Origin of the sequence: Streptomyces sp. NPDC046716 (assembly GCF_040645755.1) — a bacterium.
GTDB lineage: Bacteria > Actinomycetota > Actinomycetes > Streptomycetales > Streptomycetaceae > Streptomyces.
This window is the reverse complement of the sequence record NZ_JBEYYU010000012.1, coordinates 16948-40267: the sequence shown is the minus strand read 5'-3', so window position 1 is coordinate 40267 and position 23320 is coordinate 16948. Positions and strand designations below refer to the sequence as shown.

The window sequence follows — 23320 nt, the reverse complement described above, 5'->3', positions numbered from 1 at the left end:
GATGACGGAGAGCGCAGGCCCCCATGGTGCAGATCAAGACCCCCGACCAGATTCGCAAGATGCGGGAGGCGGGGCTTGTCGTCGCGGCGATCCACGCCGCGACCCGTGAGGCGGCCGTGCCCGGCGCCACCACCCGGGACCTGGACGAGGTGGCCCGCAAGGTGCTCGACGAGCACGGCGCGAAGTCGAACTTCCTGGGCTACGGGGGCTTCCCCGCCACCATCTGCACCTCGAAGAACGAGGTCGTGGTCCACGGCATCCCGAGCGAGAAGGTCGTCCTGGAGGACGGCGACATCATCTCCATCGACTGCGGCGCGATCGTGGACGGCTGGCACGGCGACGCCGCGTACACCGCGTTCGTCGGCTCGGGTCACGCTCCGGAGCTGATCGAGCTGTCCCGGGTGACCGAGGAGTCGATGTGGGCCGGTATCGCGGCCATGAAGGCCGGTAACCGCCTGGTGGACATCTCCCGCGCGATCGAGACGTACATCCGCCGCCAGCCCAAGCCCGGCGGCGGCAAGTACGGCATCGTCGAGGACTACGGCGGCCACGGCATCGGCACCGAGATGCACATGGACCCGCACCTGCTGAACTACGTCGAGCGGCGCCGCGGAAAGGGCCCGAAGCTGGTCCCCGGCTTCTGCCTCGCCATCGAGCCGATGGTCGCCCTGGGCACCCCGCGCACCGCGGTCCTGGAGGACGACTGGACGGTCGTCTCCACGGACGGCACCTGGTCCTCGCACTGGGAGCACTCGGTCGCGGTGACCGAGGAGGGCCCGCTCGTACTGACGGCCCCCGATGGAGGCAAGGCGAAGCTGGCGGAAATGGGGATCACGGCGGCGCCCGACCCGTTGGGGTGAAGTGAAAAGACGCCCGAGTGGCGGGCTTAGTGATCTCTCTGGTAGGGGAGAATCCCTGGATTCGTCTTTCCGGGGGTACTGACGTAGACTGACGCGTCGGCTCTCGTGTATTGGCATGTCTGCATGCGAAGCGGGAGTCGATCAAGGTAGTCGATTCGAAGGGCGAAGCGTGGCCAAGAAGCAAGGTGCCATCGAGATCGAGGGCACTGTCGTCGAGTCTCTTCCGAACGCCATGTTCAAGGTCGAGCTCCAGAACGGCCACCAGGTCCTGGCACACATCAGCGGCAAGATGCGCATGCACTACATCCGTATCCTCCCTGACGACCGGGTCGTGGTGGAGCTGTCTCCGTACGACCTGACGCGTGGCCGGATCGTCTACCGGTACAAGTAGATCTTGCCCGAGTCCCGCTTCCTGCGGGCCGCCGGCAACTGACCCGGAGAACCTCACCCATGAAGGTCAAGCCGAGCGTCAAGAAGATCTGCGACAAGTGCAGGGTGATCCGCCGTCACGGCCGGGTCATGGTGATCTGCGACAACCCGCGCCACAAGCAGCGCCAGGGCTGACGCACGACTTACTGCAGTTCGTTCGCAGAGATTCGCGCGACGCACGCAACACATTGAGTACATATGCAGAGCCCGTCGGCGGTGGATCACTCCACCGTGGCGACACCCTCAGTCGGAGGCTGAGGACCCAGTTCGTACCTCATACGGCGCCTGGGACCGGTTCTGCTGTAGACCTCCGAATATCAACAGGAGCCATGAATGGCACGCGTTGAAGGCGTTGACCTCCCGCGCGACAAGCGCATCGAGGTCGCCCTCACCTACGTGTTCGGCATCGGGCGTACGCGCGCCCAGCTGACGCTGGACACGGTCGGTATCGACCGCAACATCCGTGTTCGCGACCTGAGCGAGGAAGACCTCGTCAAGATCCGCGAGTACGTCGACCAGAACTTCCAGACCGAGGGTGACCTCCGTCGCGAGATCCAGGCCGACATCCGCCGCAAGGTCGAGATCGGCTGCTACCAGGGTCTGCGCCACCGTCGTGGTCTGCCGGTCCGTGGCCAGCGCACCAGCACGAACGCTCGTACCCGCAAGGGCCCGCGTCGCGCCATCGCCGGCAAGAAGAAGCCGGGCAAGAAGTAGTCCTCAGCGGACGCTTTTCAGCGGTCTTCGCTGTAGGACCGACCACCTCCCGTAGGAGAACGACATGCCCCCCAAGGGACGTCAGGGCGCTGCCAAGAAGGTGCGCCGCAAGGAAAAGAAGAACGTCGCTCACGGCCACGCGCACATCAAGAGCACGTTCAACAACACGATCGTGTCCATCACGGACCCGACCGGCAACGTGATCTCGTGGGCCTCCGCCGGCCACGTGGGCTTCAAGGGCTCGCGCAAGTCGACCCCCTTCGCCGCGCAGATGGCCGCCGAGTCGGCCGCCCGCCGCGCGCAGGAGCACGGCATGCGCAAGGTCGACGTGTTCGTCAAGGGCCCGGGTTCGGGTCGCGAGACCGCCATCCGTTCGCTTCAGGCGACCGGTCTTGAGGTCGGCTCCATCCAGGACGTCACGCCCACCCCGCACAACGGCTGCCGTCCGCCCAAGCGTCGCCGCGTCTGATCTGACGTACGACTGCTTGGTCTGAGGTTTTCGGGCGGTACGGCTCCTTCGGGTCGTGCCGCCCGTACCCTTGTACTACCTCAGGGCATCAAATAGTGGGTGCCCCTGACTGAAGGATCGCAACATGCTGATTGCTCAGCGTCCCTCGCTGACCGAAGAGGTCGTCGACGAGTTCCGCTCCCGGTTCGTGATCGAGCCGCTGGAGCCGGGCTTCGGCTACACCCTCGGCAACTCCCTCCGCCGCACCCTCCTCTCGTCGATCCCCGGCGCTGCTGTCACCAGCATCCGCATCGACGGTGTCCTGCACGAGTTCACCACCGTGCCGGGCGTCAAGGAGGACGTCACCGACCTGATCCTCAACATCAAGCAGCTGGTCGTCTCCTCGGAGCACGACGAGCCGGTCGTGATGTACCTGCGCAAGCAGGGCCCGGGTCTGGTCACCGCCGCCGACATCGCGCCCCCGGCCGGTGTCGAGGTGCACAACCCCGACCTCGTCCTCGCCACGCTCAACGGCAAGGGCAAGCTGGAGATGGAGCTGACCGTCGAGCGCGGTCGCGGCTACGTCTCCGCGGTGCAGAACAAGCAGGTCGGTCAGGAGATCGGGCGCATCCCGGTCGACTCGATCTACTCGCCGGTTCTCAAGGTCACGTACAAGGTCGAGGCCACGCGTGTCGAGCAGCGCACCGACTTCGACAAGCTGATCGTCGACGTCGAGACCAAGCAGGCCATGCGTCCCCGTGACGCCATGGCGTCTGCCGGTAAGACGCTGGTCGAGCTGTTCGGTCTCGCCCGCGAGCTGAACATCGACGCCGAGGGCATCGACATGGGTCCGTCCCCGACGGACGCCGCCCTGGCCGCCGATCTGGCGCTGCCGATCGAGGAGCTCGAGCTCACCGTTCGGTCGTACAACTGCCTCAAGCGCGAGGGCATCCACTCCGTGGGTGAGCTCGTCGCCCGCTCCGAGGCGGACCTGCTCGACATCCGCAACTTCGGTGCGAAGTCGATCGACGAGGTCAAGGCCAAGCTCGCCGGCATGGGTCTCGCCCTGAAGGACTCGCCTCCCGGGTTCGACCCGACCGCCGCCGCCGACGCCTTCGGTGCCGACGACGACGCCGACGCGGGCTTCGTCGAGACCGAGCAGTACTGAGCCGCTCCGCTGGGAGCCGGTTCTTCGACTGCCGGTCCGTCGTGGCTGGTCGCGCAGTTCCCCGCGCCCCTGACGGGGCGCGGATCCTCCGGGCGCCTCGAAAGGGGCGCTCGGATCTCCGACAGACGGCCGTCTGCTCGGACACTGACTCCGGTACCTGATACGGCCGGGGCAGACACCAAGGAGAAACATCATGCCGAAGCCCGCCAAGGGTGCCCGTCTGGGCGGCAGCGCTGCGCACGAGAAGCTGCTCCTCGCGAACCTCGCGAAGTCGCTCTTCGAGCACGGCAAGATCACGACGACCGAGGCCAAGGCCCGTCGTCTGCGCCCGTACGCGGAGCGTCTGGTCACCAAGGCGAAGAAGGGCGACCTTCACAACCGCCGTCAGGTGCTCACGGTCATCACGGACAAGAGCGTCGTCCACACGCTCTTCACCGAGATCGCCCCGCGCTACGAGAACCGTCCGGGTGGTTACACCCGTATCACCAAGATCGGTAACCGCCGTGGCGACAACGCGCCCATGGCTGTCATCGAGCTGGTCGAGGCCCTGACGGTCGCGCAGCAGGCCACTGGTGAGGCCGAGGCCGCCACCAAGCGTGCCGCCAAGGACACCGAGGCCGCCGCTCCGGCCGCCGAGGTCGTCGAGGACGCCAAGCCGGCCGAGGCCGCCGCTGAGGAGTCCAAGGACGCCTAGTCGTCTGCCGGGGGCTGTGCGTTCGCGGCTGCGGGTCCTCCGTGGCTGATCGCGCAGTTCCCCGCGCCCCTTAGGGGCGCTTCGTAGCGGGTCCGTTCCCTAGGGGGCGGGCCCGCTTCGTGTTGCTGAGAGGATCTTCGGGTGAGTGATGAAGCAGCAGACGGGTTCGTGCGGGTACGGCTCGACCTGAGTTACGACGGCAGCGACTTCTCCGGGTGGGCCAAGCAGGCCGGCGGGCGGCGGACCGTGCAGGGGGAGATCGAGAGCGCGCTGCGGACCGTGACCCGGTCGGAGACGACGTACGAGCTGACCGTGGCCGGACGCACCGACGCCGGGGTGCACGCGCGCGGGCAGGTGGCGCACGTCGACCTGCCGGAGAGCGTGTGGGCCGAGCACGAGGAGAAGCTGCTGAAGCGGCTCGCCGGACGGCTGCCCAAGGACGTACGGGTGTGGTCCGTGGCGCCCGCGCCGAGCGGGTTCAACGCGCGGTTCTCCGCCGTGTGGCGGCGCTACGCGTACCGCGTGACCGACCACCCGGGCGGCGTCGACCCGCTGCTGCGGGGGCATGTGCTGTGGCACGACTGGCCGCTGGACGTCGAGGCCATGAACGCGGCCGCGGCGGAGCTGCTCGGGGAGCACGACTTCGCCGCGTACTGCAAGCGGCGCGAGGGTGCCACCACCATCCGGACCCTCCAGGCGCTGAGCCTCGTGCGCGGGGACGACGGGATCATCACCGCGACCGTGCGCGCCGACGCCTTCTGCCACAACATGGTGCGCTCGCTGATCGGCGCGCTGCTGTTCGTCGGCGACGGACACCGGGGACCGGACTGGCCGGGCAAGGTGCTCGCCGCCGGGGTGCGGGACTCCGCCGTGCACGTGGTGCGGCCGCACGGGCTCACGCTCGAGGAGGTCGGCTACCCGGCCGACGAGCTGCTCGCCGCCCGCAACCGCGAGGCGCGCAACAAGCGGACGCTGCCGGGGGCGGGCTGTTGCTGACGTAACTCGTGTACATCCCAGGCAACTTGGATATGCTTCCGCGATCCGGCCACGGGGAAACGAATGGGGTGGTCGGGTGACAATGTGGTTGCGCGGGACCTGGGGGGTTTCCGTCGATGGCTTCATTCACTTCGGTGCGGACCAGGGGACGCCGCGCCGCACCTCGGCATGACGTCGAGCACTTCGGGCTGCTGCCGCTGCCGCCCTCGGACAGGGAGAAGTACTCCTATGCCCGTCGGCGGCTGTGGGTCCTGACGCTCGGCTCGCTCGTCAGCTTCTGCTGCCTGGCGGTCAGCCAGGTCGAACTGGCCTGGTCCGCACCGCTGTTGTGGGCGTACTCGCCGCTGCTGCTGTTCACCGTCGTCTACTACCTCGTGTCGCTGCGGGTGAACGGCTTCTCCCGGGACTTCGACCTCAAGCACCACCGCCGGCTGGTGCGGAGCTGGCGGCCCGAGAGCCATCCGTCCGTCGACGTCTTCCTGCCGGTGTGCGGGGAGCCGATCCAGGTGCTCCACAACACCTGGCGGCACGTACGGGCGATGGCCGACCGCTACCCGGGCGCGTGCGTACCGTTCGTCCTGGACGACGGCGCGAGCCCCGAACTGGCCGCCATGGCACGGGACTTCGGGTTCCGGTACGGCACCCGGGAGAACCGGGGCTGGTTCAAGAAGGCCGGCAATCTGCACTTCGGCTTCGGCCGCTCCGACGGCACGTACATCCTGATCCTGGACGCCGACTTCACCCCGCGCGCCGATCTGCTCCAGGAACTGCTGCCCTACCTGGAGTCCGACGACCGCGTCGGCATCGTGCAGTCCCCGCAGTACTTCCGGGTGCTCGACTCGCAGAACTGGATAGAGCGCGGCGCCGGTGCCGTGCAGGAGCTGTTCTACCGGTCGGTGCAGGTGTCCCGGCAGGGCAGTGACGGCGCCATCTGCGTGGGCAGTTGTGCCGTGTACCGGCGGACCGCCCTGGAGGCCAACGGCGGGAGCACCCTCATCGAGCACTCCGAGGACGTGCACACCGGGTTCGATCTGCGGGGCCTCGGCTGGGACCTGCGGTACGTGCCGGTCGCCCTGTCCACCGGGGTGTGCCCGGACAGCGCGGGCGCCTTCTTCAACCAGCAGTACCGGTGGTGCTCGGGCTCCATGAGCCTGCTGGGCAGCGCCAAGTTCTGGCAGCAGAGGATCAGCCTGTCGACCCGGCTCTGTTACCTGTCCGGGTTCCTCTACTACATCCACACGGCGGTGTTCACCTTCGCCGCCCCCGTCGTGCCGCTGGTGCTGCTGCTCGTCCTGCCCGGCAAGCTGCTGGTCGAGAACCTGCACCTGGTGCTCCCGAGCATCGTCTACACCACGATCGTCTTCCCGATGTGGCACCGGACGCCCTACCGCCTGGAGGCCTGGGCCGCCCGCATGATGTACGGCTGGGCGCACGTCTTCGCCATCTGGGACATCCTGCGCAAGAACCGCGTCGGCTGGCGGGCCACCGGCTCCTCCGGCGCGAAGACGGACAGGACCCGCAGGTTCTGGATCGGCATGTGGGTGTGGAGCGGCGGCACCGCGGTGCTGTGGGTGGGCGCCGCGGTCTGGCGGATGCTCACCATGAACGCCCCCGACTTCGCCCTGATCCTGTCCTCCGGCCTGTTCTACGCCCTCGTCGTGGGCCGGGTCCTCGTGCAGCCCCGAGCGGAGAGAGCCACGTGATGCCGACGCGTACGACTCGGAAGGCCCTGCGCGGCACGGGGCTCGTCCTGGCCGCGGTCCTCGCGCTCGGCGGCTGCTCCCTGGGCGGCGGCAACTCCGGTACGGAAAGAGCCGGTTCGGGTCCGCGCGGCGGTGACGGCGGTCCGTCGGCGCCGGCCGAGGCGCGGGCGCCGTACGACGTGGCCCCGCTGATCGAGCCCGCCGGGAAGTACTTCGGCGCGGCCGTCGACGGCGCCCCGACCTCGATGAAGCCCGTCGAGGCGTACACGAGCATGACCGGCAAGCGGCCCAACCTCGTGGAGTACTACGCGGCCTGGGGCGACGGCTTCAACGCCGCCGGGGTGCGCAACGCCTGGGGCACGGGCGCGCTGACGCTGATGTCCTGGGAGCCCTTCGACGTGACGCTCGCCGACATCGCCGCGGGCAAGGAGGACACGTACCTGAAGTCGTACGCGGCCGCGGTGCGGAAGCTGAACCTGCCCGTCGTCATCGACTTCGCCGACGAGATGAACGGCCCCTGGGAGAAGTGGGGCACCCGGCACGTCACCCCGCGGCAGTACGTCGCCGCCTGGCGGCACATCCACGACACGTTCGCCGCGGCCGGTGCCACGAACGTGATCTGGGCCTGGTCGCCGAACGTCGTCGAGCCGATGCCGGACGTGCGGCTGAAGCCCTACTACCCGGGTGACGCGTACGTGGACTGGGTGGGCCTGGTCGGCTACTTCTCGGGTCCGCGGGCGACCTCGTTCGACGCCGTCTTCGGCCGCACGATCCGGGAGGTCCGGGACTTCACCGCGAAGCCGGTGCTGCTCCTGGAGACCGCCGCGGACCCGGGGGCCCGGCGCCCCGCGGACGTGCGCCACCTGTTCGAGGGCGTCGAGGGCGACGACGACGTCATCGGGTTCGTCTGGTTCAACTACGACAAGCGCGCCGACTGGCGGCTCGAGGCGAGCCCGTCGGGCCTCGAACTGTTCAGGAAGCTCGCCGCCGACGACCGCTTCGGCTTCGACGTCCGGAATCCGCGATGAACGCGGGCGGCGCCTCCTTCCTGCCGGAGCCGTTCCGCGTGCCGTCGCCGCGCAGACCCGACGACGAGACGTACGCGCTACGGACCGTGACGCCGCCGCCGGCGGCCGTCGCACCCGAGCCGGGCTACGAGATACCCGAGACGCCCGAGGCCGGCTGGGACATGGCCGCCAGCGGCCGCCGCGCCTGGGTCAGCCGGGGCGTGCTGTTCCTGATCATGGCGATCCAGGCGGTCCTGTCGCTGCGGCTGTCCAACACCGCGTTCCAGGACGAGGCGCTGTATCTGACCGCCGGGCACGCCGAGATCGCGCACCTGCTCCACGGCACCCCGCTGCCGAAGGACTACGCGGCCTACTTCTCGGGTTCGCCGCAGCTGTACCCGGTGCTCGCGGCCGTGGTCGACGGGCGGTTCGGGCTGGCCGGGGCGCGCTCGCTGAGCCTCGTCCTCATGCTGTGCACCACGGGCCTGCTGTACACGATCACGCGGCGCCTCTTCAGCGAGCGGGCGGCGCTCGCCGCGGCCGGGCTGTTCGCCGTCATGCAGTCCACGATCGTCATGGGGCACTACGCGACGTACGACGCGATGGCGTTGTTCCTGCTCGCGGTGGCCACCTGGATCGTGGTGCGCACCGACCGGCTGCCCGCCGTCGCGGTGCTGCTCGCCACGCCCGTCGCCGTGCTCGCCGTCGGCGTGAAGTACGCGTCCGCCCTGTACCTGCCGACGATTCTGGGGCTCGCGCTGCTCACGGCGTGGCCGCGGCGCGGCGCCGGATCCGCGATCCTCCGGGTGCTGCTGCTGGCGCTCAGCACCGGCGGCCTGCTCGCCGCGGGCGCGCACGCCACCGATCTGCTCGCCGGTGTCCAGCAGACCACGACCAACCGTGTCCACGGCAGCGACGGCACCCGCTACCTGCTCGAACAGTCCGCCGAGTGGGGTGGCCTGATGTTCCTCACCGCGGTCGGCGGCGCGGTCTCGTACGTGTGGCGCAGCCGGCTGAACGAGTCGCCGCTCGCCCGCAGGCTCGGCAACCCGGGCCGGAGCTGGCGGGTGCTGCTCGGGCTGCTGCTGTGCGGCACCGCGCTGCTCGCGCCCGCCTACCAGATCCATCTGGCGACCGTGGTGTCGCTGTTCAAGCACATCGGGTTCGGGCTGTTCTTCGCGGCGCCGATGGCGGGCGTCGGTGTGACCCGGCTGATCGGCGCGCACTTCCGCCATCCCCAGCTCGGCATACTGCTGTGGACGACGGCGCTCTGTCTGGGCATCCAGCAGGCGGACTGGCGGTTCGGCCTCTGGCCCGACTCCACGCGGATGATCCGGACGATCTCCCCGCGGGTGGACGCGGAGGGGCGCTATCTGAGCTCGACGCCCGAAGTGCCCGCCTACTACCTGCGCGGGAAGACCAGTCACCGGCAGTGGCAGAGCGTCTTCGGCATGGAGTACAAGGACAGGAAGGGCGGGTACCACGCCGGGGACGACGCCTACCGCTCCGCGGTCCGCGACGGCGCGTTCGACCTGATCGTCCTCGACGGACTGACCAATCCCCGGGTCGACGACATCGTCGCGGCCGCGGTCAGGGGCAACGCCCACTACCGGCTGCTGGGCGCCCTGCCGTTCCGCAACTCCGCCGGCACCGGCCGGTACCGGATCTGGGTCAGGACCGCGCACTGAGCGCCGCTGCGCTCAGCCCCGGGCGGCCGCCGAGGCCTGGACCTCGCCGCGCTGCTTGATCTTCTGGAACGTGTACTCCTGAAGGTCGTCGCCGAGCGCGAACAGGACGCTGTCCTTCTTGGTGGCGTCCGTGCCGTTGGTGCGGCCGCCGTTGGTGAAGTACGCGTAGCGGCCCACCGCGTTCGCGGTCTGGCGGCACACGGTCGTGCGGCAGAACGTGGGGACGCCGGAGCCGGGCAGCGACAGGACGCCGCCGTCGAAGTCGTACTGCTCCTTGGCGCTCGTGGCCTGCTTCTTGTTGTCGAAGACCGCGACGCCGATGGTGACCGCCGACCCGCTCTTGTAGTAGGTCGCGCGGATGACCTGGGTGCAGCCGTTCTTCTTCAGGACGCCGGCCAGGCCCTTCTGTGCCGCGGCGGTGCAGTCGGCGATGCGGCTCGTGGCGCCCTTCGTATAGGTGTGGCCACCGAACGTGAGCGTCTTGCCGGGGAACAGCGTGTCCGCGGTGAGCGGGGCCGTGTCCTTGGCCGCACTGTCGATGAAGTCGTTGGGATCCAGCGGCGGCGGCGCGGACGTCGGCGCGAAGGACGGCTGCGCGCTCTTCTCCTCGCTCGGGATGTCCGCGGTGCTCGGCAGCTGGTCGGCCGGCTTGTTGCCGGCGTTGCTGCTCTTGTTCGCCGAGACGATTCCCCAGGCCACCGCCGACCCCACGGCGATCGTGGCCACCACGGCGGCGCCGATCAGCAGCCAGCGTCGCTTGCGCGCGCGTGTTTCCGAGGCCTCGGCGAGCGCCGCCCAGTCCGGAGCGTTTCCGTTGTCATTGGGCCCCCACGGGGGTCCCCCCTGCCCGAAGCTCATGGGGCGCATCTTAAACGTGGCACATGAGTGCCGGGAGTCGGAGCGCGTTTTGACCCGTGCGGGGCCCCGCGGGTATCGTGCCTAGTCGTTATGTGTATTGGCTCGCTCATTCTCAAGTGAGAGATCCGTACACGGGTTCCCTGGAGCAGTTACCAGTGGGCGGCATACGGGCGCTGAACCCGGCACTGTCGTCCCCAGCTGCACGATCGCTTCAGTGATGCCATGTTTCAGCACCCATCCACTGAAGAAGAAGGCTGCTAAGTGCGTACGTACAGCCCTAAGCCCGGCGATGTGACTCGCCAGTGGCACGTCATCGACGCGCAGGACATCGTCCTGGGCCGTCTGGCCACCACTGCCGCGACCCTCCTCCGTGGCAAGCACAAGCCGACCTATGCCCCGCACATGGACATGGGCGACTTCGTCGTCATCATCAACGCCGACAAGGTGCACCTGTCGGGCAACAAGAAGACCCAGAAGATGGCGTACCGCCACTCCGGCTACCCGGGTGGTCTGCGCTCCGTCCGCTACGACGAGCTTCTGGAGAAGAACCCCGAGAAGGCCGTCGAGAAGGCCATCAAGGGCATGCTCCCGAAGAACACGCTCGGCCGTCAGATGATCTCGAAGCTGAAGGTCTACTCGGGCGACCAGCACCCGCACGCTGCCCAGCAGCCGGTGCCGTTCGAGATCACCCAGGTCGCGCAGTAGTTCCGGCCACACCCCCAAAGACAGAAAAGAATCTGAGGAGAATCGTGGCCGAGACCACTGCCGAGACGCCGGTCGAAGAGACCGAGATCGTCGACGTCGAGAGCTACACCACCGAGTCGGACGCGCCTGTCGAGGGCGAGTACACCTCGGAGTCCAACCCGGCGCGCTTCGGCGACCCGCAGCCCGCCGCCGGCCTGGGCCGTCGCAAGAACGCCATCGCGCGCGTCCGCATCGTGCCGGGCACGGGCAAGTGGAAGGTCAACGGGCGCACGCTCGAGGACTACTTCCCGAACAAGGTCCACCAGCAGGAAGTCAACGAGCCCTTCAAGGTGCTCGAGCTCGACGGCCGCTACGACGTCATCGCCCGCATCTCGGGTGGCGGCGTCTCCGGTCAGGCCGGTGCCCTGCGCCTCGGCGTGGCCCGCGCGCTGAACGAGGCGGACGTGGACAACAACCGTCCGGCCCTCAAGAAGGCCGGTTACCTCAAGCGTGACGACCGTGCGGTCGAGCGCAAGAAGGCCGGTCTCAAGAAGGCCCGCAAGGCCCCGCAGTACAGCAAGCGCTAAAGCTCGCTGCCTGCTTGTTTTTCCCGTTCGCCCCGGCGGCACTTCGCGTGCTGCCGGGGCGTTCGGCTTATGGTCGACTTGTTTTCAGTTCGGAGGACACCAAGTGGGACGACTCTTCGGCACGGACGGTGTGCGCGGCGTGGCCAACGCCGACCTGACCGCCGAGATGGCGCTCGGTCTGTCGGTCGCCGCGGCGCACGTACTCGGTGAGGCCGGTTCGTTCGAGGGGCACCGGCCCGTCGCGGTCGTCGGCCGAGATCCGCGGGCCTCGGGCGAGTTCCTGGAGGCCGCGGTCGTCGCGGGCCTGGCGAGCGCGGGCGTCGACGTCCTGCGCGTCGGCGTGCTGCCGACCCCCGCCGTGGCGTATCTCACCGGCGCGCTGGGCGCCGACCTCGGCGTGATGCTCTCCGCGAGCCACAACGCCATGCCGGACAACGGCATCAAGTTCCTCGCGCGCGGCGGCCACAAGCTGGACGACGCCCTGGAGGACCGCATCGAGACGATCTACCAGGAGCACCGCACCGGCGCTCCGTGGGACCGTCCGACGGGCGCCGGCGTCGGCCGGGTGAAGTCGTACGACGAGGGGCTCGACCAGTACATCGCGCACCTGGTGGGCGTGCTGCCGAACCGGCTCGAAGGGCTGAAGATCGTCCTCGACGAGGCGCACGGCGCGGCCTCGCGGGTCTCGCCCGAGGCGTTCACCCGGGCCGGGGCCGAGATCATCACCATCGGCGCCGACCCCGACGGGCTCAACATCAACGACGGGTGCGGCTCGACCCACCTGGACCTGCTGAAGGCCGCCGTCATCGAGCAGGGCGCCGACTTCGGCATCGCGCACGACGGGGACGCCGACCGCTGCCTCGCCGTGGACCACACCGGCTCCGAGGTCGACGGCGACCAGATCATCGCCGTGCTGTCGCTGGCGATGAAGGAGCGCGGTGCGCTGCGCCACGACACCGTTGTCGCGACCGTCATGTCGAACCTCGGCCTGAAGCTGGCCATGGAGCGGGCGGGCATCACGCTCGTCCAGACCGCGGTGGGCGACCGGTACGTGCTGGAGAACATGAAGGAGCACGGGTACGCGCTGGGCGGTGAGCAGTCCGGGCACGTGATCGTCCTGGACCACGCGACCACCGGTGACGGCACGCTCACCGGGCTGCTGCTCGCCGCGCGCGTCGCGCAGACCGGGCGTTCGCTCCAGGATCTCGCGTCCGTCATGGAGCGGCTGCCGCAGGTGCTCATCAATGTGCCGGACGTGGACAAGTCGCGGGTCGGGTCGGCGCCGGAGATCGCTGCCGCCGTGGCGGACGCCGAGGGGGAACTCGGGGCCACCGGGCGGGTGTTGCTGCGGTCTTCGGGGACCGAGCCGCTGGTGCGGGTGATGGTCGAGGCCGCTGACATCGAGCAGGCCCGCGCTGTCGCCGGGCGGCTTGCCGATGTCGTGAAGTCGGTGCTGGGGTAGCGGTTCGGCGGCTGCGGGGGACTGTGCGGTGCCGGATGCCGCTTTCGTTGTGGCTGGTCGCGCAGTTCCCCGCGCCCCTCACGGGGCGCTTCTCCTCGCCCTCCGCCAGAGGATCTTCTGGATGACGAGCGTCAGCGTGCCCGCGAGGACGATGCCCAGCAGGTTCAGGAGGAGCTGTTCCGTCGAGCCCCACGCCTGCTTGTACTCGCTGTAGCTGAAGGCCACCGCCGCGTTGGCCGCTGCCGGGACCGTCGTCACCGAGATGGCGACGCCGACCAGGGCGCCCGATTTCGCCGAGGTGAGGGAGAGGGTGCCCGCGGCGCCCGCCAGGACCGCCACCACGAACGAGAACCAGTCCGGATTGAAGATGAAGCTGGTGTTCGGGCGGTCCGCCTCCAACTGGGCGCGGCTGAACAGGCCGACCGCGTCCATGAAGTAGCTGAACCCCACCGCCACCACCATCGACACCGCGAAGCCGACGAGCAGTGCGATCAGCGCCCGCAGGGCCAGTCGCGGGGCGCGGCGCACCAGGGCCGTGCACAGCCCGGCGACGGGGCCGAAGTCGGGGCCGACGGCCATCGCGCCGACGATCAGGATCGCGTTGTCGAGTACCACACCGCAGGCAGCGATCATGGTGGCGATCAGCATGAAGGCGACGTAGGTGAAGGAGAGCGTGGACTCCTCGTGCGTGGCCTCGGTGAGCTGGTCCCACAGGACCGCGTCCGCGCCCTCGCCCGGTGCGTCCCGCTCCGCCTTGTCGGCACGCAGCGACAGCGAGAGGTCGATGTTCTCGACGGTGATCGCCCCGGACTCGGCGATGCCCAACTCCCGGAGCCGAGCGAGGAGTTCGTCGCCTGCCTCGCGGGCGACATCGCACATGACGACATCGCCCGCCGGGTCGCGGGCCGCGCCCGGCAGCACCGCGAGGTGGGTGGTGCCGACCGTCTTCTCGATCAGGCGCACCACGTCGTCCGTCGCGTCGGCCGGGGTGATCAGGCGCAGATGCAGCATGACGTCTTTCTAACAGCCCCGGCCGGACGCGCGGGTCACAGTTTGCGCAGCCGCAGCCGCTGCACCTTGTGGTCGGGGCCCTTGGTGATGACGAGGCTCGCGCGTCCGCGCGTGGGTGCCACGTTCTCCAGCAGGTTGACCCGGTTGACGGTGCGCCAGGTGGAGCGCGCGTAGTCGAGCGCCTCCTCCTCGGAGACCTGCGTGTACTTCTGGAAGTACGAGGACGGGTTCTGGAAGGCCGTCGCGCGCAGCTTCTTGAAGCGGTTGAGGTACCAGCGCTGGATGTCCTCCTCGCGGGCGTCCACGTACACGCTGAAGTCGAAGAAGTCGGCGAGGCCGACCCGGGTGCGGCCGTCCTTGCCGGGCAGGGCGGGCTGCAGGACGTTGATGCCCTCGACGATGAGGATGTCCGGGCGGCGCACGACGAGTCGCTCGTCCGGCACGATGTCGTAGATCAGGTGCGAGTAGACGGGCGCCGTCACCTCGTCCTTGCCCGCCTTGATGTCGGCGACGAACCGGGTGAGGGCCCGCCGGTCGTACGACTCGGGGAAGCCCTTGCGCGCCATCAGGCCGCGGGCCTCCAGCTCCTTGGTGGGCAGCAGGAAGCCGTCGGTGGTGACGCGCTCGACGCGCGGGTGCTCGGGCCAGCGGGACAGCAGCGCCTGGAGGAGGCGGGCGACGGTCGACTTGCCGACCGCCACCGAACCCGCGACCCCTATGACGAAGGGCGTGCCGGACTGGGAGCCCTTCTTGCCGGCGTCGCCGAGGAAGGTGTTGAGCGCGCCGCGCAGTCCGTCGGTGGCGCCGACGTACAGATTGAGCAGGCGGGAGAGCGGCAGATAGATGTCGCGGACCTCGTCGAGGTCGATCACGTCACCGAGGCCGCGCAGCCGCTCCAGCTCCTCGGCGGTGAGGGGCAGTGGAGTCTTGTCGCGCAGGGCGCTCCACTCGCCGCGGGTGAGGTCGACGTAGGGAGTCGCCTCCGGCCTGTGCCGGTGGGCGCTCCGCAGGTTTTCGGAGACCGGAGAGATCACAGTCCATTGTTACGGCTGTGTGGCGCGACGTGGAGGTGGGGTGCGTCACGCCGGGTGGCCCTTCACCTTCCCGCCGTCACATGTCGTGCACACCTATGGACCTTCCGTGGGGGCGGCGATACGTTCCGAAGACCTGCGGGACAGAGCCGGTCCCGCCGGGCGGGAGGTAAGACGTGATGTCCGTACTCCGGGTGCCCGCGTTCGTCCGTACGTGGGTGGGAGCCGGTCAGGAGGAAGAGGAGTGGGCGGGGCGGGTCCGCAGTGAGCTGGCGGACGAGCTGCCCGACGAGGACATAGGCGAGGACCTCGACGACTGCCTCGACCTGTACGAGATGGGCAGCAAGCCGCGCTGCGAGGAGGCCGAGTACCTGCACATGGTGCAGGACGCGCGGGACCGGATCGCGTGGGGCCACTGATCGGGGCGGACGCGGGCCTACCCTGCGACGTATGTGCGGAATCGTGGGATACGTAGGTTCACAGTCGGCTCATGACGTGGTGCTGGCCGGGCTCAAGCGCCTCGAGTACCGGGGGTACGACTCGGCGGGGATCGCGGTCCTCGCGGACGGATCGCTGGCCGCCGTGAAGAAGGCCGGCAAGCTGGCCAATCTGGAGAAGGCCCTGGTCGACCGGCCGCTGCCGGCCGGGTCCACGGGCATCGGGCACACCCGCTGGGCCACCCACGGCGGCCCCACGGACGCCAACGCGCACCCGCATCTGGACAACGCGTCCCGGGTCGCCGTCGTCCACAACGGCATCATCGAGAACTTCGCGGCGCTGCGCGACGAGCTGGCCGAGCGCGGTCACACGCTGGTCTCCGAGACCGACACCGAGGTGGTCGCGCACCTGCTGGGCGAGGAGTTCGCGGGGGACCTCGCGGAGGCGATGCGCCGGGTCTGCCGTCGTCTGGAGGGCGCGTTCACGCTGGTCGCGGTGCATGCGGACGCGCCGGACGTGGTGGTGGGCGCGCGCCGGAACTCGCCGCTCGTGGTGGGCGTCGGGGAGGGCGAGGCGTTCCTGGCGTCGGACGTGGCGGCGTTCATCGCGCACACCCGCTCGGCGATCGAGCTGGGGCAGGACCAGGTCGTCGAGCTGCGGCCGGACGCGGTGACGGTGACCGACTTCGACGGGCGGGCCGCCGATGTGCGCAAATACCACATCGACTGGGACGCCTCGGCCGCCGAGAAGGGCGGCTACGACTACTTCATGCTCAAGGAGATCGCCGAGCAGCCGAAGGCCGTCGCGGACACGCTGCTGGGCCGGATCGGCGCCGAGGGGCAGCTCACGCTGGACGAGCTGCGGATCCCGGCGCAGGTGCTGCGGATGGTCGACAAGGTCGTCATCGTGGCGTGCGGGACGGCGTTCCACGCCGGTCTGATCGCGAAGTACGCCATCGAGCACTGGACCCGGATCCCGTGCGAGGTCGAGCTGGCGAGCGAGTTCCGCTACCGGGACCCGATCCTCGACGCCCGGTCCCTGGTCATCGCGATCTCGCAGTCCGGCGAGACCATGGACACGCTGATGGCGCTGCGGCACGCGCGCGAGCAGGGGGCGACGGTGCTCGCCATCTGCAACACCAACGGGTCGACGATCCCGCGCGAGTCGGACGCGGTCCTCTACACCCACGCGGGTCCCGAGGTCGCCGTCGCCTCGACGAAGGCGTTCCTGACGCAGCTGGTCGCGTGCTATCTGGTCGCGCTGTACCTGGGCCAGGTGCGGGGCACCAAGTGGGGCGACGAGATCCTGGCCGTCGTACGGGAGCTGGGCCGGATGTCCGAGGAGGTCGAGCGGGTCCTGGAGACGATGGAGCCGGTGCGCGAGCTGGCGCGGTCGCTGGCCGGGCAGGACACCGTGCTGTTCCTCGGGCGGCACGTCGGGTATCCCGTGGCCCTGGAGGGCGCCCTGAAGCTCAAGGAGCTGGCGTACATGCACGCCGAGGGGTTCGCGGCGGGGGAGCTGAAGCACGGGCCGATCGCGCTGATCGAGGACGGGGTGCCGGTGGTCGTCGTCGTCCCGTCGCCGCGCGGACGCTCGGTGCTGCACGACAAGATCGTCTCCAACATCCAGGAGATCCGGGCGCGCGGGGCGCGGACCATCGTCATCGCGGAGGAGGGCGACGAGGCGGTCGTCCCGTACGCCGACCATCTGGTCCGGGTGCCCGTCACTCCGGTCCTGCTCCAGCCGCTGGTCGCGACGGTGCCGTTGCAGGTGTTCGCGTGCGAGCTGGCGACGGCGCGGGGGAACGAGGTGGATCAGCCTCGCAACCTGGCCAAGTCGGTGACCGTGGAGTAGGTCAGTCGTGGTGTGCGGGGCAGCGGCAGTCGGGGGTGCCGGAGAGCCAGGCGCGCCAGGCGTGCCGGGTGATCGCCGGTGTGCCGGGGTGGTCGAGCGCCCACAGGACGTAGCCGGCGTGGGTGCGCGCCCAGGGCTCGTCCGAGGCGGCGGCCCGGGCGAGCCTGGCGCGCAGGTCCGGGCTGTCGACGGCGCGCGCCACACGTATGTACTCGCGGTCCTTGCAGCGGTAGGCCCGCAGGACGGCCAGCTCGACGAGCTCGGTGAGTTGCGCGCGGACCGGCTCGGTGTGACCGGTGACGGCCAGCGCGCGGATGAGGCTCTGCTTCGTCCCCCAGGCCTTGGCGCGCTCCGTCCACTCCTGGGGATGGCGCGCCTCCCACTCCAGGAAGACCAGGGCGTACGGCAGTCCGGGCCAGATGGTGATGTCGGTCCAGGGGCCCGTGCCCCACAGGCCGCCGGGGAGGCTGTGTTCCGTGGCGCGCCGGTAGGCGTCCAGCGCCCTCCGGAAGCCTGTGTTCCGGTACTGCCCGTCGGGGCCGAGCCGGCGCGTCCTGAACCACCGCGCGTTGACCTGGTCCAGCGCGGCTTCAACCCTGGCCCGCGCCGCGTCCAGCTGCGCGAGCGCCGTCGCGCGCTGCGCGGGGTTCTCCGCGAGGAGGCCGTACGTCCAGCCGAGGCGGGCGTGCCAGGCCTCCGGGGTGTCGTCGGTCACGGGGTGGCTTTGAGGGCGGCGACGAAGGTGGGGGTGGTGGTCACGGCGTGCCTCACAGCTCTTTGGCCAGGGTGTGGATGACGGCACGTGAACGTCCGGCGTCCAGGGCCACGGACTCCACTTTACGGAAGAGCGTTCGAAACGCGGCGAGTTGGGCCTGGATGACAGCCAGGCAGGGGATGTCCAGGAAGGGCGTGGGTGGCGGCCGGCGGTACTCCTCCCACCGGCTCACCGTCTGGGCCCGGCGGGCCGTTCACGCCACCGACGCCGCGGACCTCTTCGTGGACGCCGGCTGAGTTCTCGACCGTAAGGTGCTCGGCATGAGCATCATCGGGGTCGGGATCGACGTGGCCGAGATCGAGCGGTTCGCGGCGGCGCTGGAGCGTACGCCGGGGATGGCTGCGCGGCTGTTCACGGACGGCGAGCTGCTGCTGCCCAGTGGTGAGCGGCGCGGGATCGCCTCGCTCGCCGCCCGTTTCGCGGCCAAGGAGGCGGCGGCCAAGGCGCTGGGTGCGCCCAAGGGGCTGCGGTGGACCGACGCCGAGGTGTACGTCGAGGAGAGCGGGCAGCCGCGGTTGCGGGTGAGCGGGACCGTGGCGGCGCGGGCGGCCGAGCTGGGGGTGCGGTCGTTTCATGTGTCGCTGAGCCACGACGCGGGGGTGGCGTCCTCCGTGGTGGTGGCCGAAGGGTGACGGTGGCTGTCGGGCGGTTGTCGGGTGGCTGACGGCCGGTGGGGCTTCTCGCGCCGTTCCGCTGAGAGCGAGCTCGTCGGACCCGTTCCCCCGCAGCGGTTTGGATTCCGCTTCGTCGTGGGCATGAGCAGGGTGTCCCCCCTCCGCCGTGTCACGGCTGGCTGTCCCAAGCGGGTTCCGCGCGGTTTTCGCGCCGATCGGCTCGCTGTCTTGTGTCGCCAACCGACGTTCCGCTTGTGGCACTTGAAGAAGTACTGCTGATATGGATCCGGCTCCGTGGCAGCTCACCGGAGCGGAGAACTTTTCACGCGCGCTCACTCCCTGACCAGCTGTGTCGTGTTCGCGTCAGCTAGGCGCGCGTAGATCCCTCTGCAAGAAGCGTGCAGTCGACCGCTCCCGGTCCGACGCATGCCTCCTCGCTGTCTGCCGTGCCCGGATCCACCCGCCGAAGGACCACTCGTCACCACCGCATCTCACCCCCCACCAAGCAGGAGGATGCCTTGTTCCCCCGGAGTCTCTCTCTCAGATCCGCACAGCGAACGCTCACCGCGGCCGGTGTCGTCGGCGTGAGCGCCGCACTGACCCTCGGCCTGATGTCGGGCACGGCCTCCTCGACGCCACTGCCGTCGAACGGCGCGATTCCGCCGGGCATGGGATACATGGGCGTGGGCTATGTCCAGGACGCCAAGGACTTCAAGGCGGACACACGCCGGTTCAGCCCTGACGTGAAGCCGGACGCGAACCCCCTGGCCAACTCCGTGGGTGTGGACGTCTCCAGCTGGCAGGGCGGCATCAACTGGAGCGCGGTCCGTGGCGCGGGCATCGAGTTCGCCTGGATGAAGGCGACCGAGGGAACCACGTACAAGGACCCCACGTTCGGAACCAACTACCGCGGCGCCCACAACGCGGGCGTGATCCGGGGCGCGTACCACTTCGCGCGGCCCGACGCGTCCGGGGGCGCGGCGCAGGCGAACCACTTCGTCGGCAACGGCGGCGCCTGGTCCCGCGACAACATGACGCTCCCCGGCGTACTGGACATCGAGGGCTCTTGCTACGGCAAGACGCGCGCGGCGATGCGGTCCTGGATCCTCGACTTCGCCGACACGTACAGGGCCCGTACCGGCCGCGACGTCGCGGTCTACACCAGCGCGAGCTGGTGGGACCTCTGCACCGGCGGCTGGGCCGGCCTCTCCGCCAGGAGCCCGCTGTGGGTGGCTCACTGGACCTCCGCGGGCGGCCCCCGCATCCCGTCGGGCTTCCCGTTCTGGACCGTCTGGCAGTACACGGCCACCGGCTCGGTGCGCGGCATCTCCGGGTACGTCGACCGCGACCGCATCAGCGGTGGCCGCTCCCGCCTGCTGGCCCTGGCCAACAACACCGCGTGACGGCGGGTGCCCGTCCACCGTGACCACGTCGGGGGGCCGGCTAGGCCCCCCGCACGTCCCGCCACACCGCCGGGACGGCCCCCGCCACGTCCTGGGCCGTCACCGGCGCCCCGTCCGCCGCGAAGCGGGCCGCCAGGCCGTGGAGGTAGGCGCCCACCGAGGCGGCGTCCAGCGGGCGCAGGCCCGCCGCCAGCAGGGAGCCGGTCAGGCCGGACAGGACGTCGCCGCTGCCCGCGGTGGCGAGCCAGGGCGTGCCGGTCGGGTTCACGCGGGCCGGGGCCGCGGCGTCCGGGGGCGCGATCAGAGTCGTCGAGCCCTTCAGGAGCACCGTCGCGGCGTAGTGCTCCGCCAACGCCCGTACGGAGGACAGGCGTTGACCCTCGACCTCGTCGCGGGCGACGCCGAGGAGCGCCGCCGCCTCCCCGGCGTGCGGGGTGAGCACGGTGGGCGCGGTGCGGGCGCGGACGGTGCGCGCGTCCGCGAACCGGAGCCCGTCGGCGTCGATCAGCACCGGCACATCGGAGTCCAGGACGTCCAGCAGCCCAGTGGCGTCGTCGCCCAGACCGGGGCCGATGACCCACGACTGGACGCGCCCGGCCTTCGCGGGCGGCCCCGCCGACACCAGCGTCTCGGGGAACCGGGCGAGGACCGCGTCCGCCGCCGGGCCCACGTAGCGCACCGCGCCCGCGCCGCCGTGCAGGGCGCCCGCCACCGCCAGGACCGCCGCGCCCGGGTAGCGCTCCGAGCCGGCCACCACGCCGACCACACCGCGCCGGTACTTGTCGCTCTCGCCGGTCGGTTCGGGCAGCAGCGCCGCCACGTCCGCGTGGTGCAGCGCCTCCAGCGCGGCCCGCTCGTACGGGGGCTCAAGGCCGATGTCCACCAGGCGCAGCGCGCCCGCGTACTCGCGCGCCGGATCGACCAGCAGGCCCGGCTTGTACGCGCCGAAGGCGACGGTCGCCGTCGCCCGCACCGCGTCGCCGTGCACCTCGCCGGTGTCCGCGTCCACGCCGCTCGGCAGGTCCACCGCCACGACGAGTCCCCGCGCGGCCTCCGCGAGCCGGGCCGCGCGGGGGCGCAGCCCGCCCCGGCCGCCGATGCCGACGATGCCGTCCAGGACCAGGTCCGCCCGGGACACCGTCTCCTCGGCGGCGTCGGACTCGGCGTCGGCCACCGTGCCGCCCGCCGCGCGCAGGGCCGCGAGGCCGCCCGCGTGCGCCCGGTCCGGGGACAGCAGCAGGGCCGTGACGCCCGCGCCGCGACGGGCCAGGCGGGCGCCCGCGTACAGGGCGTCCCCGCCGTTGTCGCCGGAGCCGACCAGCAGGGCCACCCGGGATCCGTACACCTTGCCGAGCAGGTCCGCGCAGGCCACGGCCAGGCCCGCGGCGGCGCGCTGCATCAGGGCGCCGTCCGGGAGGCGTGCCATCAGCGCGCGTTCGGCGGACCGGACCGTTTCCACGTCATAGGCAGTGCGCATGTCACCGAGTCTCCCCCAGGAGCAGGGCGCGCAGCAGATCGGCGGTCTCGGCAGGGTGGGTGGACCAGCCATTGTGGGCGCCCGGGAACACCGCCGGCTCCCGGTCGAGGCGGGCCGCCAGCAGCGCCGCCGGCCGGTGCGGGAGGTGCGGCCGGGTCGCGGCGCCGTACGCGAGCGTCAGCCGGTCCCGCACCGCCGCGAGGGCGTCGAGATCGGGGACGTACGCGGCGAAGCTGCGGTACTCGAACTCCACGGCCAGCGGCGCGTTCACCGCCAGGCGCCGCAGCATCTCCCGGGTGCGGGGCGGCAGCCCGGGCCCCCGCATCCACGTGGCCGCTCCCATCGCGCCGCCGATGCCGCGCAGGAAACGCGCGCCCGCCGCCTCCGGGCCGTCCCGCGCGAACAGCTCGTGCACCTCGTCGAAGAACGCCAGCTGCTCCGCCGCGTCGGGGAGCACCGACCACGACGGCGGCTCGTGCGCGACCGCCCGGCGGACCCGGCCGGGATGCCGGGCGAGCAGGTCGAGGGCGACGATCGCACCGCTCGACGCCCCGGCCACGTACGCCGGTTCGCCGGGGGAGACGGCGTCCAGGAGGCGGCGCGCGTCGTCGGCGTGGACCTCCACCAGCTGCTCGGTGTGCGGGCCGTCGAGGGCGCTGCGCGAGTAGCCGCGCGGGTCGTGGGTGAGCACCGTGAAGGTGTCCGCCAGCGCGTCGGCGACCGGGTCGAGGACCGCCGCGTCGCCGCCCGCGCCGGGCAGCAGGAGCAGGACGGGGCCGCTGCCGCGCAGCTCGTGGTGGAGGGTCGCGCCGGGGACGCGCAGTGTGCTCGCGGTGATCAACTGCCGTCTCCTTCCGGCCAGTTCGAGAGCGCCACGTGCAGCGCCTCCAGGGCGGCCGCCCAGGACCGCTCCACGTCCCTGCTGTGCCGGAAGCCGCCCGCCAGCTCCAGGGCGACGAAGCCGTGGAAGGTGCTGCGCAGCAGGCGGACCGCGTCGGTCAGCGCCGGTTCCGCCAGGCCGTAGCCCTGGAGCAGGGCGTAGGGGCCGGTGAGATTGCGGCGCAGGCCCGGGTGGTCGTCGAGCGCCGTCGGGCCGAGCTCCGCCTGCGTCGCCGCGTACCGGCCGGGGTGCTCGCGGGCGAAGGCGCGGTAGGCGTGCGCGAAGGCGAGCAGCGCGTCGCGCCCGGCGCGGCCCGCCAGCGCGTCCGAGATCCGGTCCGCGAGGTCGAGGCCCGCGAGGACCGCGACCCGCTCGCTCAGGTCGGAGAGATTGCGGACGTGCGCGTACAGGCTCGCGTCCTTCACGCCGAAGCCGCGGGCGAGCGCCGCGATGGTGATGTTCTCGAAGCCGACCGTGTCGGCGAGGTCGGCGGCGGCCGCCACCACCCGCTCGCTGGTCAGGCCCGCTCTGGCCATCAT

26 protein-coding genes and 1 pseudogene are annotated in these 23320 nt (G+C 70.6%); 19 read left to right on the top strand and 8 right to left on the bottom strand.

The window, feature by feature from the left end:
- The first annotated feature begins 23 nt into the window (after nucleotides 1-23).
- The 11 genes from map to ABZ930_RS11875 all read left to right on the top strand — a co-directional run bounded on the left by map (nucleotide 24) and on the right by ABZ930_RS11875 (nucleotide 9707).
- Complete coding sequence (gene map / locus ABZ930_RS11925) at nucleotides 24-860, top strand: type I methionyl aminopeptidase (RefSeq protein ID WP_111663857.1); 837 nt, start codon at nucleotides 24-26, stop codon at nucleotides 858-860.
- A gap of 169 nt (nucleotides 861-1029) precedes the next feature.
- Nucleotides 1030-1251, top strand: coding sequence for a translation initiation factor IF-1 (gene infA / locus ABZ930_RS11920; RefSeq protein ID WP_003948620.1), 222 nt, complete (start codon nucleotides 1030-1032; stop codon nucleotides 1249-1251).
- 59 nt (nucleotides 1252-1310) lie between these two features.
- Nucleotides 1311-1424, top strand: coding sequence for a 50S ribosomal protein L36 (gene rpmJ, locus ABZ930_RS11915; protein WP_003974245.1), 114 nt, complete (start codon nucleotides 1311-1313; stop codon nucleotides 1422-1424).
- Nucleotides 1425-1622: 198 nt separating this feature from the next.
- The gene (gene rpsM / locus ABZ930_RS11910) at nucleotides 1623-2003 is read left to right on the top strand and encodes a 30S ribosomal protein S13 (protein WP_111663858.1); all 381 of its coding nucleotides are present in this window, start codon (nucleotides 1623-1625) and stop codon (nucleotides 2001-2003) included.
- Between the two features lie 64 nt (nucleotides 2004-2067).
- Nucleotides 2068-2472 (top strand): 30S ribosomal protein S11, encoded by a 405-nt coding sequence (rpsK, locus tag ABZ930_RS11905; RefSeq protein ID WP_003948617.1) that lies wholly within the window; start codon nucleotides 2068-2070, stop codon nucleotides 2470-2472.
- Between the two features lie 124 nt (nucleotides 2473-2596).
- Nucleotides 2597-3619 carry a DNA-directed RNA polymerase subunit alpha gene (locus ABZ930_RS11900; protein WP_003966937.1) on the top strand — a complete coding sequence of 341 codons (1023 nt, stop codon included), beginning with the start codon at nucleotides 2597-2599 and terminating at the stop codon, nucleotides 3617-3619.
- Between the two features lie 193 nt (nucleotides 3620-3812).
- Nucleotides 3813-4313 carry a 50S ribosomal protein L17 gene (gene rplQ / locus ABZ930_RS11895; RefSeq protein ID WP_361545458.1) on the top strand — a complete coding sequence of 167 codons (501 nt, stop codon included), beginning with the start codon at nucleotides 3813-3815 and terminating at the stop codon, nucleotides 4311-4313.
- A 141-nt stretch (nucleotides 4314-4454) separates the two neighbouring features.
- Nucleotides 4455-5309, top strand: coding sequence for a tRNA pseudouridine(38-40) synthase TruA (gene truA, locus ABZ930_RS11890; RefSeq protein ID WP_361545455.1), 855 nt, complete (start codon nucleotides 4455-4457; stop codon nucleotides 5307-5309).
- A 116-nt stretch (nucleotides 5310-5425) separates the two neighbouring features.
- Complete coding sequence (locus ABZ930_RS11885) at nucleotides 5426-7012, top strand: cellulose synthase catalytic subunit (RefSeq protein WP_361545452.1); 1587 nt, start codon at nucleotides 5426-5428, stop codon at nucleotides 7010-7012.
- Entirely contained in the window at nucleotides 7012-8040 is a 1029-nt protein-coding gene (locus ABZ930_RS11880; RefSeq protein ID WP_361545449.1) for a glycosyl hydrolase, read from the top strand. Before ABZ930_RS11885 ends, ABZ930_RS11880 begins: the two co-directional genes overlap by 1 nt.
- Entirely contained in the window at nucleotides 8037-9707 is a 1671-nt protein-coding gene (locus ABZ930_RS11875) for a glycosyltransferase family 39 protein (protein ID WP_361545446.1), read from the top strand. Before ABZ930_RS11880 ends, ABZ930_RS11875 begins: the two co-directional genes overlap by 4 nt.
- 12 nt (nucleotides 9708-9719) lie before the next feature.
- On the opposite strand, the gene ABZ930_RS11870 is transcribed toward ABZ930_RS11875, so the two are convergent.
- Nucleotides 9720-10565 carry a hypothetical protein gene (locus tag ABZ930_RS11870; RefSeq protein ID WP_361545443.1) on the bottom strand — a complete coding sequence of 282 codons (846 nt, stop codon included), beginning with the start codon at nucleotides 10563-10565 and terminating at the stop codon, nucleotides 9720-9722.
- A 261-nt stretch (nucleotides 10566-10826) separates the two neighbouring features.
- On the opposite strand from ABZ930_RS11870, the gene rplM reads away from it, so the two are divergent.
- The 3 genes from rplM to glmM all read left to right on the top strand — a co-directional run bounded on the left by rplM (nucleotide 10827) and on the right by glmM (nucleotide 13298).
- Nucleotides 10827-11270, top strand: coding sequence for a 50S ribosomal protein L13 (gene rplM, locus ABZ930_RS11865; protein ID WP_353944192.1), 444 nt, complete (start codon nucleotides 10827-10829; stop codon nucleotides 11268-11270).
- 44 nt (nucleotides 11271-11314) lie between these two features.
- Nucleotides 11315-11836, top strand: coding sequence for a 30S ribosomal protein S9 (gene rpsI, locus ABZ930_RS11860; RefSeq protein ID WP_018528376.1), 522 nt, complete (start codon nucleotides 11315-11317; stop codon nucleotides 11834-11836).
- A 103-nt stretch (nucleotides 11837-11939) separates the two neighbouring features.
- On the top strand, nucleotides 11940-13298 hold the full coding sequence (gene glmM, locus ABZ930_RS11855) for a phosphoglucosamine mutase (RefSeq protein WP_361545439.1): 1359 nt from the start codon (nucleotides 11940-11942) through the stop codon (nucleotides 13296-13298).
- A 78-nt stretch (nucleotides 13299-13376) separates the two neighbouring features.
- On the opposite strand, the gene ABZ930_RS11850 is transcribed toward glmM, so the two are convergent.
- Complete coding sequence (locus tag ABZ930_RS11850; protein ID WP_361545436.1) at nucleotides 13377-14309, bottom strand: DUF389 domain-containing protein; 933 nt, start codon at nucleotides 14307-14309, stop codon at nucleotides 13377-13379.
- Nucleotides 14310-14344: 35 nt separating this feature from the next.
- A complete protein-coding gene (gene coaA, locus ABZ930_RS11845; protein ID WP_361545433.1) occupies nucleotides 14345-15343 on the bottom strand; it encodes a type I pantothenate kinase in 999 nt (332 codons plus the stop codon).
- Between the two features lie 176 nt (nucleotides 15344-15519).
- Here coaA and ABZ930_RS11840 point away from each other — a divergent pair, with 176 nt between their 5' ends.
- Entirely contained in the window at nucleotides 15520-15759 is a 240-nt protein-coding gene (locus ABZ930_RS11840; RefSeq protein ID WP_361545432.1) for a hypothetical protein, read from the top strand.
- Between the two features lie 31 nt (nucleotides 15760-15790).
- Entirely contained in the window at nucleotides 15791-17632 is a 1842-nt protein-coding gene (gene glmS / locus ABZ930_RS11835; RefSeq protein WP_361545430.1) for a glutamine--fructose-6-phosphate transaminase (isomerizing), read from the top strand.
- Between the two features lies 1 nt (nucleotide 17633).
- On the opposite strand, the gene ABZ930_RS11830 is transcribed toward glmS, so the two are convergent.
- Nucleotides 17634-18347 (bottom strand): hypothetical protein, encoded by a 714-nt coding sequence (locus ABZ930_RS11830; RefSeq protein WP_361545428.1) that lies wholly within the window; start codon nucleotides 18345-18347, stop codon nucleotides 17634-17636.
- Nucleotides 18348-18399: 52 nt separating this feature from the next.
- Nucleotides 18400-18507, bottom strand: a pseudogene (locus ABZ930_RS11825) (transcriptional regulator); the annotation flags it as partial.
- 1 nt (nucleotide 18508) lies between these two features.
- Between ABZ930_RS11825 and ABZ930_RS11820 the strand changes: the two are divergent.
- From ABZ930_RS11820 to ABZ930_RS11810, 3 genes are all read left to right on the top strand, one after another.
- Entirely contained in the window at nucleotides 18509-18643 is a 135-nt protein-coding gene (locus ABZ930_RS11820; RefSeq protein ID WP_361545728.1) for a hypothetical protein, read from the top strand.
- A 24-nt stretch (nucleotides 18644-18667) separates the two neighbouring features.
- Nucleotides 18668-19039 (top strand): holo-ACP synthase, encoded by a 372-nt coding sequence (locus ABZ930_RS11815; protein ID WP_361545425.1) that lies wholly within the window; start codon nucleotides 18668-18670, stop codon nucleotides 19037-19039.
- Nucleotides 19040-19632: 593 nt separating this feature from the next.
- Nucleotides 19633-20424 (top strand): GH25 family lysozyme, encoded by a 792-nt coding sequence (locus ABZ930_RS11810; protein ID WP_361545710.1) that lies wholly within the window; start codon nucleotides 19633-19635, stop codon nucleotides 20422-20424.
- A gap of 40 nt (nucleotides 20425-20464) precedes the next feature.
- Here the strand turns inward: ABZ930_RS11810 and ABZ930_RS11805 are convergent, their stop codons facing one another.
- From ABZ930_RS11805 to ABZ930_RS11795, 3 genes are read right to left on the bottom strand one after another with little or no spacing between them, the layout of a single operon-like run.
- Nucleotides 20465-21901 carry an NAD(P)H-hydrate dehydratase gene (locus ABZ930_RS11805; RefSeq protein WP_361545422.1) on the bottom strand — a complete coding sequence of 479 codons (1437 nt, stop codon included), beginning with the start codon at nucleotides 21899-21901 and terminating at the stop codon, nucleotides 20465-20467.
- A gap of 1 nt (nucleotide 21902) precedes the next feature.
- Nucleotides 21903-22742 (bottom strand): alpha/beta fold hydrolase, encoded by an 840-nt coding sequence (locus ABZ930_RS11800; protein WP_361545419.1) that lies wholly within the window; start codon nucleotides 22740-22742, stop codon nucleotides 21903-21905.
- Entirely contained in the window at nucleotides 22739-23317 is a 579-nt protein-coding gene (locus ABZ930_RS11795; RefSeq protein WP_361545707.1) for a TetR-like C-terminal domain-containing protein, read from the bottom strand. The genes ABZ930_RS11800 and ABZ930_RS11795 overlap by 4 nt, the downstream gene beginning before the upstream one ends.
- Nucleotides 23318-23320 lie beyond the last annotated feature (3 nt).